At 64.3% G+C, this 13,089-nt stretch carries 11 protein-coding genes and 1 pseudogene; 6 read left to right on the top strand and 6 right to left on the bottom strand.

The window, feature by feature from the left end; translation table 11 throughout:
- The 3 genes and pseudogenes from DJ81_RS09395 to DJ81_RS09385 form a co-directional block, all read left to right on the top strand.
- A pseudogene (locus tag DJ81_RS09395) lies at window positions 1-310 on the top strand (IS6 family transposase); the annotation flags it as partial.
- Between the two features lie 95 nt (window positions 311-405).
- Window positions 406-891: a rubrerythrin gene (locus DJ81_RS09390; protein ID WP_094525472.1), complete on the top strand. Its 486-nt coding sequence runs from the start codon at window positions 406-408 to the stop codon at window positions 889-891.
- A 43-nt stretch (window positions 892-934) separates the two neighbouring features.
- On the top strand, window positions 935-1,372 hold the full coding sequence (locus tag DJ81_RS09385; RefSeq protein WP_094525468.1) for a metal-dependent transcriptional regulator: 438 nt from the start codon (window positions 935-937) through the stop codon (window positions 1,370-1,372).
- Between the two features lie 39 nt (window positions 1,373-1,411).
- On the opposite strand, the gene prf1 is transcribed toward DJ81_RS09385, so the two are convergent.
- From prf1 to DJ81_RS09365, 4 genes are all read right to left on the bottom strand, one after another.
- Window positions 1,412-2,662: a peptide chain release factor aRF-1 gene (gene prf1 / locus DJ81_RS09380; protein WP_094589429.1), complete on the bottom strand. Its 1,251-nt coding sequence runs from the start codon at window positions 2,660-2,662 to the stop codon at window positions 1,412-1,414.
- 488 nt (window positions 2,663-3,150) lie between these two features.
- On the bottom strand, window positions 3,151-4,959 hold the full coding sequence (argS, locus tag DJ81_RS09375; RefSeq protein WP_094589428.1) for an arginine--tRNA ligase: 1,809 nt from the start codon (window positions 4,957-4,959) through the stop codon (window positions 3,151-3,153).
- Window positions 4,960-5,232: 273 nt separating this feature from the next.
- A complete protein-coding gene (locus DJ81_RS09370; RefSeq protein ID WP_094589426.1) occupies window positions 5,233-7,086 on the bottom strand; it encodes a carboxypeptidase regulatory-like domain-containing protein in 1,854 nt (617 codons plus the stop codon).
- A gap of 417 nt (window positions 7,087-7,503) precedes the next feature.
- Entirely contained in the window at window positions 7,504-7,923 is a 420-nt protein-coding gene (locus tag DJ81_RS09365; RefSeq protein ID WP_094589424.1) for a nuclear transport factor 2 family protein, read from the bottom strand.
- A 145-nt stretch (window positions 7,924-8,068) separates the two neighbouring features.
- Between DJ81_RS09365 and DJ81_RS09360 the strand changes: the two genes are divergently transcribed.
- From DJ81_RS09360 to DJ81_RS09350, 3 genes are all read left to right on the top strand, one after another.
- Entirely contained in the window at window positions 8,069-8,491 is a 423-nt protein-coding gene (locus DJ81_RS09360) for a rhodanese-like domain-containing protein (RefSeq protein WP_094589422.1), read from the top strand.
- Window positions 8,492-8,731: 240 nt separating this feature from the next.
- Window positions 8,732-9,304, top strand: coding sequence for a hypothetical protein (locus tag DJ81_RS09355; protein WP_141212557.1), 573 nt, complete (start codon window positions 8,732-8,734; stop codon window positions 9,302-9,304).
- Window positions 9,305-9,605: 301 nt separating this feature from the next.
- Window positions 9,606-10,277 (top strand): hypothetical protein, encoded by a 672-nt coding sequence (locus DJ81_RS09350; protein WP_141212556.1) that lies wholly within the window; start codon window positions 9,606-9,608, stop codon window positions 10,275-10,277.
- A gap of 123 nt (window positions 10,278-10,400) precedes the next feature.
- Here DJ81_RS09350 and DJ81_RS09345 read toward each other — a convergent pair whose 3' ends face one another.
- Window positions 10,401-11,333 (bottom strand): NAD-dependent epimerase/dehydratase family protein, encoded by a 933-nt coding sequence (locus DJ81_RS09345; protein ID WP_094557369.1) that lies wholly within the window; start codon window positions 11,331-11,333, stop codon window positions 10,401-10,403.
- A gap of 78 nt (window positions 11,334-11,411) precedes the next feature.
- Window positions 11,412-13,022, bottom strand: coding sequence for an iron ABC transporter permease (locus tag DJ81_RS09340; protein ID WP_094525462.1), 1,611 nt, complete (start codon window positions 13,020-13,022; stop codon window positions 11,412-11,414).
- Window positions 13,023-13,089: the final 67 nt, after the last annotated feature.

Here is a 13,089-nt window from a genome sequence, read left to right as displayed (position 1 = left end):
CCGCGCAAAGCTTGAACCGACAAGAACGAACGTGATCGCAGATCAGTTTTTCGCGGAACTCCGCGAAAAACACGACGTGGATGACGCGATCTTTCTCGTTGATGGTGCGGTTCCACTTCACCGGGCATGTGAAAAACATGGCCTCGATTTCAGATACGAACGACATGGAAATCGGAACAGCGTCGAACGTGTCTTTCGTGAGATAAAACGCAGGACTACCAGCTTTTCAAACTGTTTCAGCAACGCCGAAGCAGAAACTGCTGACGAGTGGCTGAGATCGTTCGCGTTCGCATGGAATCAGCTTATCTGAACACGAGGCCGGCTACAGGGGAACATCTTAAGTCGGCCTGCGCCCGAATGCAAGTGTATGCGAACGGGCGTATCGAGTGGTGACGGGTGGTGGCCGTGAGCGTGAGCCAGCGGATCGCCTCCGACGACCAGCTCGCCCGGCTGTTACAGATCGGGATCGTGTTGGAGGAGGTGGTCGAGGCGCGGGCGCACCACCACTACCGGGGCGTCGACGCCGATCTCGACGACGAGATCGAGGCGCTGCTCGCGGACGCGGCCGAGGAGTCCGCCGACCACCGCGAACGGTTGGAGTCGCTTATCGCCGGACTCGGGGTCGACAGCGTGCCGTTCGACGAGATCGAATCGCTCGTCGACGCCCGCTACGGGCGGACCAAGCCCGAGGACTTCGACGGGATCCTGTACGATCAGCTGTGCAACGAGGAGACGGCGTACAAGTTCTACGACGACCTCATCGAGGCGATCGAGGCGTCGGACGCCGAGTTCACGATCGACCGGGATCGCCTCTTGCGGACGCTGCGGACGATCCGAGAAGAGGAGGCCGAGGGCGTCAGCGAGGTCACGGAGGTCATGGAGCGACGATGAACCGGCGTATCGAACCGACGACGATCCCCGACGGAGGAGAGCCGTGAACACCGCAGACCAGTATCTCAAGACAATATACGTCGTACAGAAACAGGAAGACGGCCCCGCCTCGACGGGCTCGATAGCCGACGCGCTCGACGTGAGTCCGGCGAGCGCGAACGAGATGATCGGGAAGCTGGAGGAACGCGGACTCGCCGAGCACGAGAAGTACAAGGGAGTTCAGCTCACCGACGACGGGATCCTCCGAGCGCGGGACGCGCTCCAGACCTACTGCATCATCGAGCGCTTCCTCGCGAACGTGCTCGGCGTCGAGGAGTTCCGCGCGGAGGCCCACGAGTTGGAGGCCGTCATCGACGACACCGTCGCCGAGCGGCTGGACACGATCATCGACCGCCAGCCGGAGTGCCCCGACTGCTTCGACCCCGAGACCGACGCCTGCGCGTGCCTCGAAGTCGCGATGGCGCCGGTCGAGTCGGACTGAAGAAAGCGTCGTCGCGGCGTCCGTTCCGCGCCCGCGAGCTTACACTCCCGTGGAGTACCGCAGAATGCCCGCGATGCCGCCGAAGGCGTCCATCAGCTGTTCGCCCTTCTCGAAGTCCGTCGAGATGAACTTCGTGTCCGTCCCGCGCTGCTCGGCGATGTTCATCAGGTGTTCGATGACGTCGTCGCGCTCGTCGACCTCGGCCGGCTCGCCGCACTCGGAGCACTCGTGCTCGGGGGTGGAGTGCCGCGAGTCGACCACCTCGTACTCCTCGTGGCCGTTCGAGCACTCGTAGACGACGACGTCGGAGCGGAGGTCCTCGGAGATGAGCAGCCGGTCGACCGAGCCCATGATCAGGTTGCGACGGGTCTGTTCGAACCCGTAGGTCGCCTCCTCGCCGGTGTGGAGCTTCTCGAAGAACTCCTCCATGTGGCGTTTGTCCTCGACGATCTCCTGATCGGCGAGCGCCTCGCTGGCGTTGTCGACGAGGTCCTTCAGCCCCGACTCGTCGGTGTACGCCACGTCGAACTTGCCGAGCACCTTGTCCCGGAGCTCGTGGTGGAGGTAGTCGCCGTCGAGGAACTCGTCTTTCGTCGGCGAGGGGCCGCCGACGAGGATTCCGTCGAGCTCGTGGCGCTTGTCGACGAACAGGTCGTTGGCCATCCCCGCGACCTCCTGATAGAAGTTGTCGATCGCTTCGAGCCGGAGGCGGGCGAACCGCTGGGCGGATTGCCCCCCTTTCCGCTGTTTGCCGGGGACGAGCGAGGAGGCGGACTTGACGGGCTCGATCCGCTTGCCCTTCAGCCAGCCGACGTTGGCCTCGCGGCGGTCGAGGACGATGAGCCCGAACAGCCCGGAGTCCTCCAGCATGTGTTCGAGCGGCTCGGTGAGGAACTCGGAGTCGCAGTGGTAGCGGAACGACTCGACGGGCTGTGGCGGCGACTCCAGCGTCCGGGTGACCATGTCGGTCTGGCCGCCGCCCGCGTCGATCGCCCCCGAGAAGATCACGATCCCGTTCTCGGGCGGGTAGGTGTCGTAGTAGCGGAGGCGGTCCTTGATCGAGGTGAGCGCGTCCTGCACGGCGGTCCGGGTCTGCTTGGACTTGATGTTGGACGCCTCGCTGTGTTCCTGGGTGACGTGGGCGACCACGTCGGAGATCTGCCGGTCTTCGGGGATGTAGATAGTGACGAGCTGCGTGCCGGAGCCCTCGAAGTCCTTGAGCTCCTCGATGACCTTCCGGAACTCGTACTTCCGTCGGTCCTCGCTCGCCGCTTGGGCGTCGCTACTCATTACCCGAACTACGGCGGCGTGCGTGTAAGTAAGCTTTGACCTTCCCGCTAGAGCGGCGGTATCGAGTCGCACGGGCCGTCGGCGCCGGTATTATTTATAAATGATGTGCGGTGGCGCGCGCCTCGGAGCGGCCGCCATCGGCGGCCGCGAAGAGCGCGTGCGAGGGAGTCGGCGCGGCGCTCACAAGCGCCGCGCCGACGAGGCTGGGGAGGCGTGAGGAGCGGGGCGGTTGCAGTCGAGGAGGACTCAAAGGGGCAGTCGCGAGACGCATGGAGGCGAAGTAAGCACCGCAGGAACGAGCGGAGCGAGTGACGAGGAGCACAGCGAGCGTCCGTGCGTCTCGCGGCTGGGGCTTTGGCGGTCTTTGTCGCCGATCTATCGGTAATCGTTTATAAGCGAGCGACTGGGGCTTCGGAAGTGTTCACCGCACCAACGACGACACCACTTCGATCAAAAAGAACCGAACGACCGATCCACTCGCCCCGATCCTACATCGACTCGGGCGCTTCGACCCCGAGCACGTCGAGCGCGTTCGCCATCGTGTGTTTCGCGGCCGCGACGAGCGCGACGCGGGCGGCCCGGAGCTCGTCGTCCTCGGCTGTCACGACCGGGCACTCACGGTAGAAGGCGTTGTACGCGTCGGCGAACTCGCGCGTGAACGTGGCGACCGTGTGCGGCTCCAGGTCGTCGGCCGCCTCCTCGATGACGGCGGGGAAGCGGGCGACCTCGCGGAGGAGCTCGCGGGCCGCGTCGGTCTCCAGCGCGCTCGCGTCGACGTCGAGCGCGTCCGTGTCGACGACTCCTCCGGAGTCGGCCGTCACGCCCGGCACGTCGACGCCTTCGGCCGCGGCCTCGGCGAGGATGCCGGCGCAGCGCGCGTGGACGTACTGGACGAACGGGGCCGACTGCGCCTCGAAGTCGAGCGCGTCCTCCCACTCGAAGGTGATCGCCTTCGCGGGCTGCTTCGAGACGATGTCGTACCGGACCGCGCCGATCCCGACCTGGTGGGCGATGCGCTCGACGTCCTCGTCGGTGAGGTCGTCGTCGCGGATGCGGTCGTCCATCCGGGACTCGACCGCCTCGCGGGCGCGGTCGATGGCCTCGTCGAGCAGGTCGTCGAGCATCACGCCGGTCCCGCGGCGAGTGGACATCTTCCCGTCCGGGAGGTTGACGTACGAGTAGATGACGTGGCCGAGCCGGTCGGCGTCGTTGCCGAGCAGCTCCAAGGTCGCGTCGAGCTGGTCGGCCTGCAGCTTGTGGTCCTCGCCGAGGACGGTGACGGCGCGGTCGTAGTTGTCGAACTTCCACTCGTGGTGGGCCAGGTCGCGGGTGGTGTAGAGGCTGGTGTCGTCCGAGCGAAGGAAGACGAGGTTCTTCTCGATCCCCCACTCGTCGAGCTCTAACTGCCAGGCGTCCTCCTCGTAGACGGCCTGCTCGGTCTCTTTGAGCCGCGCGGCGATGTCGTCGGTGGAGCCGTCGCGCATGAACCGCGTCTCCTTGACGAACTCGTCGAACTCCGCCGGGAGCCGCGCGAGGCACTCCTTCATCCCGCCGAGCACGGTGTCGACGACCTCGCCGACGCGCTCGTACGTCTCCTCGTCGCCGTCTTCGAGCCCCTGGAGGATCCCGGAGATTTCCTTCTCCGCGGCGTCGACCGCGGCGGGCTCGGCCTCCTCTAAGAAGGCGTTCCCCTTCCGGTAGTAGCGGACGAGGTCGTACTCGGCGCGGTCGCGGGCGGGCTCGGCGTCGAGGTCCGACTCGTCGAACCGCTCGTACGCCCACGTGAACACGGCCATCTGCCGGCCCGCGTCGTTGACGTAGTAGTGGCGGTCGACGTCGTAGCCGGCGTACTCCATGAGGTTCGCGACCGCGTCGCCGACGATCGGGTTGCGGGCGCGGCCGACGTGGACCGGCCCGGTCGGGTTCGCGCTGGTGTGTTCGACGACGACCGACGTGTCCCGGTCGGGGAGCGCGCCGTAGCCGGCGTCGGCGGCGGCCGCGTCGAGCGCGTCGACGAGGTAGCGCTCGCCGGCGTGGAAGTTGACGTACGGGCCGGCGGTGTCGACCGAATCGAGGTAGTCGTAGCCGGCGATGTCGACCGCGGCGGCGACCTCGCCCGCGACGTTCGGCGGCGCGTCGCCGACCTCGCCCGCGAGCCGGAAGGCGACGCTGGAGGCGAGCGTCGCGTCCATGTCGTCGGGCGGGCGTTCGATGCCGAGGTCGTCGGTCGGGAGGTCGAGCGAGGCGAGGGCGTCGCCGAGCGCGTCGGCCACCTCCGACCGGAACTGCCTGAACATACCGTCCGTTCGTCGGGGGAGTTAAAAGGGCCTTCCGAAGCGGCTCGGGGAGAGTGAGCGACGCAGACGACCGAAGTGCGCGGCGAGCGTGCGCCGCCCTCGCTACCGTGGCTCTGGAGGTGGTTGCCGTGCCGGTACTGAATTAGAAACGAGCAACTGGGGCTTTCGAGACCCCATTGCGTCAGCAGCAACGAGCAGTACTGTAACGGCCCTATTGAAATCAGTAGGAGCTGAGATGAATGGCGTGACCGATACAGAGCGTGGATCCAGCAGTTAGTCGTCTTCAGGCGCGCGGTCGGTGGTCCCAGTGAGGCCAAGGTGGTCTTCGACCGTGGCGAGGCGGTCGTGAAGTCGCTCGTTCTCCTCCTCCAGCGTGTCGATCCGGTCATTCTTGCGTTCGCTTTCGTCTTCGAGGTCGTCAATCCGCTCCTGTTTCTCGTCGAGTTTGTCCGACAACCCCTGGAGGGCGGCGAACAGCACGCCGTCGGCGTCGACAGTGCTGATCCGCTCGGGATCCCCTCCCAGACCGAACGCCTCTTCGAAGTCCGCGGCCATTGGGCCCATGTGGGTGACCCCCTCTCGGGTGTCGTACTCCCAGGTACTGACCTCGAGGGCCTCAACGCCGGCCAGCACCTCTCCGGGGTCAACCGGCTGGATCGCGGACTTGGCGGAGCGAGAACTGACCGAACTCCAAGAGCTGTCCCCCGGGGCGAGTTCGACGCCGCTGCTGAAGTCACTGGTGGTCCAGACGACGGCCCCGCCGCCGGCCTGGAAGACGACCTCGTCGTCGGTCAGGGACTGGACGGTATCGGTACTGCTGTCCCCCCAGACGAACGCCCCCTGGGCGAACGCCTCGGCCTGCCGGCCGGCGGCGAACGAGTAGTTCTCTCTGGCGACAGCATTTTGCCCACCCGGGACTGTCGCGAACTCCCCTTTCGACGTTCCCGACTTGCCGGTGCGGTTGGCTCCACCACCGCCCACCGTGCTATTTGTACCACGAGCATCGTTAAAGTAACCCCCTCCGACGGTCGACTGCCGACCGCTTGCGGTGTTGCTGAATCCCCCGGCGACGGTCGACTGGGAACCGCTGGTGATGTTATTTAAGCCCCCGCCGACGGTCGCCAAGTTATCGCTTGCGGTGTTCTGATTTCCCCCGGCGACGGTCGCCGAGTTAGCGCTTGCAGTGTTATTTAACCCCCCGGCGACAGTCGCCGAGTTAGCGCTTGCGGTGTTATTTAATCCCCCAGCGACGGTCGCCGAATTAGCGCTTGCGGTGTTCCGGGTTCCGCCGCTGACGGTCGCGTCGCCGCCGCTAGCGGTGTTGCCCACGCCCCCGGCAACGGTCGCGCCCCGGTGGCTGGCGGTATTTGTGTTGCCCCCGCTGACGGTCGCGTACATGGCGTCTTCGGTGCCCGATTGGGCGTTGCCGGCCCGGTTGTTCGACCCCCCTCCGACTGTGCCGAAGCGGTCGGTCACTTCGTTGGGCCCCGCGAGCACCCTTCCCGACGAATCCTTCGTCGTGGCCCCGCCGCCCCCGCCGATCATCGCCCCGAGTGTCCCGTTCACGTCGTTACCGACGTACCCGCCGACCACGCTGCCACCGATACCGTAGGTGACGCCGCTGTCGTTCGTGTCCGTTCCCGCCGGTGCCAGCCGCATAACTCGGTCCCCAGCGACGGTTAACGTGTGGCCGCTGGTGGCGTCAAGGTCGCCTTCGACGAGGGTGTCGTCGGGCGTCGCCAGTCCGTAGCCGTCGCTGGCGTTCGGGGCGGCCCCCAGCACGCCGATGGGCAGGCCGCTGGCGGCGGTGTTACGCCCCAAGACGCCGATACCGTAGGTGTTGGTGAACTGCCCGCGGATCTTGTACTCGACACGACTCGTCGACAGGTCTACGGTCACAGTGGCTCCGGAGTTGACGACGAGACTGGGTTTCTCGACCGGCTCGTAGCCGAACTTGCTCGCTCGCACGTCGTAGGTGTCGGCTGCCACGTTGGCGCTGTACTCGCCGCTCGCGTCGGTCGTCGTTTCGCCTTCGAGCGTGTCGGATCCGGATTCGGTGATGGTGACGGTGGCGTCTTGGATGCCGGTCCCGCTGGCGTCGGTGACTGTCCCTTTTATTGTCGCCATTGATCGGTCCTCCTGATGGCGACGCGATGGTGTCTGCCCCGCGCGGGTGCGGAGCGCGTCGGTCGGTCGCCATCGATCCTCGGTCGTGCTCCTCGACTCGCCCGGTCCTTGTGGGTCGAGGTGACCGAGGCTTGGTCGGCGTTCGATACGTCCGGTCGGTAGTCCGATGGTGTGTCGGTCATGGCTGGTGGCTCCTCCGACCGCCCCCGGGAACCGCCGAGTACACCAGACAGGCTGTCACTCGTCCAATCACGGGAGTGGCCGCCCAATACACAACTCTATATTGGTAATTAGTAACAAAGTTTGGGAGTGACAGGGACATCTGTAAGATACGCGCCCTAAATTGCTCAAACCGATAATCGACGCGAACTGGCTGCAGGTGGCGCTACCAATTTTCAAGTACATTCTGTGGTACGTTCAGTTCGTGCTGTTTTCGCTCGTGACCTCGTAGAGTTCCTGCCACGTCTGGTCCCCCGATTCTGACTGCTCAAGGTAGACCCGTCCGCGAACCAACAGGCCGTCCTCGACACCGAAGATGATGACTCCCCGCTTGTCGATTCGCGTTCCGTTAATCTGTGTTCCCGAGTGCCGAAGCTCGGTCCAGACGGTATCTCCGTGCTCAACGAGATTCAGAACATCTACTTTGAAATCTGGTGTCGTTCGGAAGACCGTCTCCCAAGTCTCGCGTACCTGATCACTGCCGGTGAAGTTTCGTTCCGGGTGTACAGGCGTCTCCGTCCGGTAGTCTGGTGCAAACCACTCCAACATTCCCTCCAGATCGTGGTCGTTCTGCGCCACAATGATCCGTTCAACAACAGTCCTAGGATTCGGTTCCATATGTACCTCTACGTGTGGCGCCGAGATATCCCTTCGTCGGCCGCTCGTGTCTGCTATCCTAAACGACTGAGCCGCCTTTGATAGACGGAGATCTGACGTACTGATACAGTTAATACCTCTTAACCCCAATACATAATGATTGATTATGGATAAAGAGCACAAATCAACCGGAATCAGCAAGGGCTACAAGCAACTGATTAGCGAAGCAGCCGAGGAGGTCAAAACGTATTCGACAGCGGATGGTATAAAACGGTTCGGTGATGATGGCGTTACGTTCGTCGACGTTCGCGACACGTCTGAATATCTCGAACACGGCGAGATACCGGGCGCGGTGCACGCACCGAGAGGGATGCTGGAATTCCACATCGATCCCGAGAGTCCCTACTTTATCAGCGAATTCGGTGACGACTCCGAGTTTGTCTTCGTTTGTGCAATCGGGAGCCGATCATTACTCGCCGCACAGCGTGCCAAAGAGATGGGACTGACCCGGGTTGCAAACATCGAAGGTGGCTTCAACGCTTGGAGAGAGGCCGGTGGTGCTATAGACGGGCCCCGCCCGACGATGTGACACATGACGTTCACCGCTGCAAACCGTCGTGCTTCGACTCACCTTCTGACTATGCGCTGTGTGTTCAGCAGCGCCTACGAGATCTCCCCAGTTTTTGTCAGTAGTGAGGTACGAGATACAGAGCGTGAGTTCAGCAGATCGGCCCCGTCATTCGAGGTACCGGTTCAGTTATGCCCCTTCGTTTCGGGTTGACCCGGAATGCTCATTCTCTCTCACCTCCAAACAGTAGGACAACAGATCATGAACCACTCCCGGAGAATGTTCATTATTTCTACCCTTGGACTCGCCGGTCTCGGTTCGACAAGTGGCTGTCTGGATGTCCTGTCTCGATCAGAACCCGCGTTCCTTTCGTACAAAGGTATCAAGGTCCAGTGGGCAACCGACCGCGTGCAGGGATACGTCGCGGACCTCTGTTGGTTGTGGTCGGATGGTCAGAGTCGAATCTTCGGGTGGGAACCGGAGGAGTATCCCGATATCGTGCGGACTGCAACCGACGTGGCGGTTTCTGACGAGACGTTTCGAGCGCTCCAAGAGCGTTTTACTGGCGTGAGATTTCTGGTCGGTCTGTCGAGTGTCGAAACGGCCAATCTGTCGTTGTTGGAGAGCGACTTCGGACACCTCGACGTTTCACGGGAGCGATTCAACCGCTTACAGTTCGGAGACGGCATCCAAGTGAATCCGACCGACTCTGGTGTCCGTATTCGTGCCATCCAGAAGGGTGAACACAACGATCCAACCGACTGGACCGTAACGATCGGAACGAAAAATCTCGCTGAACAGTTTCCCGACAGCCAGGTGCCAGAGCCGAACTAACCGTAGCCAACGAATGCTGAATAAGCACTGTGTATCTTGCAAGGTGACTTCTGACAGGTATCGAATCTGCAAGACTGTCGCATACAAGCTATAGAGGCTACATCTATCACGACGCTATCGGTTATTCCGGTTAAGAACCGCCACAACGACCAATCACAGAGATGGGCCCTTGCTGGTGACCTGGCTATATATCTGTGCTAATAGCAAGGAGCAGTGCGATGGAATGTCAACCTATCTTTATATTTCTGCTCGTCGTATATGCTGCATCTACTCTCTCTTCAGTTGAGAGCGATAGCTCACCATGACCACTAAGGCAACTCCAGAAACCGATTCAGGCGGACTCGGACGGCGACAGTTCCTTGCCGGAACGGCAAGCGCCGGCACACTCGCCCTGGCCGGTTGTCTAACCCGGATGCCACGCGCGTCCGAACAGACCTTCGGAACACCGCACGAACTGATCCAGATGGGCGGTCGGGAACGCCATCTTGTATTTGGGGACGACGACGACCCCGATGTGTCTTTCATGCTTCGTCAAGACGTGCCCCTGCCCGCAACCCCGGAATCGCCCCCTGAGTGGATTCCCTTCCACGTCGTTGTCCACCACCGGAAGGGGCTACGCACGGACCGCCTGACTCTATGCTTGCGCGCTCCCGCCGTCGATGGGAGCGGTTTCGACGCGAACGTTTACCTCCGCTCGCCAGCCACCGGGAATACCCCGACATTCACCCTCGATAGAGACCTCACTGGCTGGACGGTTATCGATGCTGACGACCTCGGCAAACCACCAGCCGGACGTTCGAGTGCACCGGGCGAGGCGAACGTCGCCCTCAATTTCGTCGTCAGGCCGCTATCGAGCCATCCCGCCGAGGAACTCTACGCCGAGTTCGAAGCGGAACTGAGCGAACCGAGAATTGTCGGTCGGCGCTCACGAACCGCGACGGGACAGCTGGCTTTCCCGTTCGTCCTGGACTGACGTGCTGGCTGGGCTGACTGGTGAACAGGACCGGATACGTGCTGCATTCGCGCCCTGTATTCAGCATCATCTCAACGACCCACCATCGACTGAATATTTCGACGGAGCCGAAGCGATTACTCGCTATTCCACGATCTCGTCGATCAGTTCGCGCGCGCTCCGCCGGACCGCCTCGTCGCTCTCGATCGACGGCTCCCAGCCGAGGTCGACGAGCCGTTCGATGGAGAGGCGCATCTTCGGCACGTCCCCGGTCCAGCCGCGGTCCCCGCCGGTGTACGCGTAGTCGGGGTCGACGCCGAGCTCGTCGGCGACGATGTCGGCGATGTCGGTGACCGAGGTGGTCGTCCGGGTGCCGAGGTTGTAGACGTTTAGGTCCTCGTCGGCGCGCTCGACGACGTACTGGATGGCGTCGACGCACTCCGAGACGTGCATGTACGACTTCTCCTGCCGGCCGTCGCCGAGGATCTCCAGACTCGTAGGGTCGTCGTCGAGCTTCTGGATGAAGTCGGGGATCACGTTGCCGCGCTGGTGCGGGCCGACGATGTTCGCGAAGCGGAACACCCACGACTGCACCCCGTACGAGTGGGCGTGCGTGGAGATCAGCGCCTCGTCGGCGAGCTTCGAGGAGCCGTAGATGGAGATCGGTTCGAGGGGACCGTGATCTTCGGGCGTCGGGCGGGGCGCCTCGCCGTACACCGTCGAGGAGGAGGTGAACGCGAGCCGGTCGACGTCGACCTCGTGCATGCGTTCGAGGACGTTGTACGTCATCGCCGTGTTGTCCTCGAACAGCTCCCGATCGTCGTCGTAGTTCGTGTCGGTGTACGCGGCGAAGTGGAAGACGGTATCGAGGTCGCCGGTGACCGCCTCGGCGACGTCACCCGGCTCGGTCAGATCGGCCTCGACGAAGTCGGCGCCGTCGGGGACCCGGTCGCGGTCGCCCTTCGAGAGGTCGTCGGCGACGCGGACGGTCGCGCCGCGGTCGAGGAGCCGGGCCGCGAGGTGGCTTCCGACGAGCCCCGCGCCGCCCGTGACCAGCACGGTCGAGTCATCGAGCATACACGCGAGTCGACGCGGGCCGGTAAGTACGCGTCGGTCGATCCGCGTCGCTCCCGCGATCCCGCTCTCCGTCCGCGCTCAGAGCCCCTCTCTGCCGCCCTCCTGCGCGAGGATGACGACCATCGAGAGCCCGGAGATGACGAGCAGGATGAGCGTTGGGACGACCGCGTACTGGTACAGGGCGTCCTCCTGCGCGCGCCAGATCTGCGTGACGATCGTCTCGAACCCGGAGGGACGGAGAATGAGCGTCACGGGCAGCTCCTTCATCGTCGTGAGGAAGACGAGGGCGGCGCCGGCGACGATCCCGGACCGCGTGAGCGGGAACGTCACGCGGCGGAACGCCCCCATCGAGGACTCGCCGAGGGTCCGGCCGGCCTCGACGAGCGTGGGGTCGACCCCGAGGATCGCGGTCCGCGTCGAGCCGACCACCTGCGGCAGGAAGCGGACGACGTACGCGAACACGAGCAGCGGGAGGGTCTGGTAGATCCACGGGACGTACCCGGAGCCGAAGTAGACCAGCGCGAGCGCTAACACGATCCCGGGCACGGCGAACCCCACGTACGTGGCCCGCTCGAACAGCGTCGCGAGCGGCGAGTCGTGGTTCGCGGCGAAGTACGCGACGGGGATCGCCGCCAGCGCGGCGGCGACCGCGGCGGCGGCGGCGACCGAGACGCTGTTGACGACCTGGATCGGCTCGAACGCCATCGAGGGGCGCCGGCCGGCCTCCGAGCGCACGAGCCACAACAGGAGGATCCAGAGCGGGACGAGGAGCGCGACCCCGGCCACCGACGCGGGCAACAGCGTCGCCGGCCACCGCCACCGGCCGAGGCTCACCGGTCGGTCGGTGGTGCCCGCGTCGTCGCCGTGGGCGTCCCGGTCCGACCGGACCAGCCACTCCAACGCGAGCACGACGAGCACGACCCCGAGCAGTTGGAGGGAGAGCAGCGCGGCGTAGTCCCGGCCGAACGCGTTGTACTCGACGTATATCTGCCGGGTGAACACCGGCAGCCGCATGATAGAGGGCGTGCCGAAGTCGGAGACCGCGTACAGCGCCGCCAGCAGCGACCCGGCGGCGATCGCCGGCCGGATCACGGGGAGCGTCACCCGGCGGAACGCCCCGATCCGACCGTGGTTCAGCGTGCGGGCCGCCTCGATCAGCGTCGTGTCGAACGAGAGGAGAGCCGCTCGCGTCGTCAGGTAGACGTACGGGTACGTGTACAGGGTGATGACGAGGATCGTCCCCGAGAGCCCGTATATCTCCGGGACGCGCTCGACCCCCAGCGGCGCGAGCACGTCGTGGAACTCGCCTCGGGGGCCGAACGCGGAGACGAACGCGAACGCGCCGACGTAGCTCGGCACGACGAGCGGGAGCGCGGCGGCGACCGACCAGAACCGACGGAAGGGGAGGTCGGTGCGAGCGGTGAGATACGCCAGCGGGACCCCCAACAGGATCGAGAACGCCGTGACGCCGCCCATTAGCAGCAGGCTGTTGAGCAGCACCTCGGCGGTCCCGGCGCTGAACAGGAGGTCCATCGCCCGCGCTCGCTCGACGGTGACGGCCTCGATCACCAGCCACGCGAGCGGGAACATCATCGTCGCGGCGATCGCCGCGGACAGGAGGGTCAGTCCCGGCGGGAGGCGGCCGTCGCCGTCGGTCAGGAAATCGCGGATCCGGCGTGTCAGGCTCATGGTCCGGGAGACGGGGTGCGTTATCGGAGGGACGTGGCACCGACCGTTAGCAGTTCCGGTTCGGTCG

It is taken from the genome of Halorubrum sp. Hd13, from assembly GCF_002252755.1.
Classification (GTDB): Archaea; Halobacteriota; Halobacteria; order Halobacteriales; family Haloferacaceae; genus Halorubrum.
Note: the sequence above shows the minus strand (reverse complement) of the source record. Positions and strands in the feature narration are given on the sequence as shown.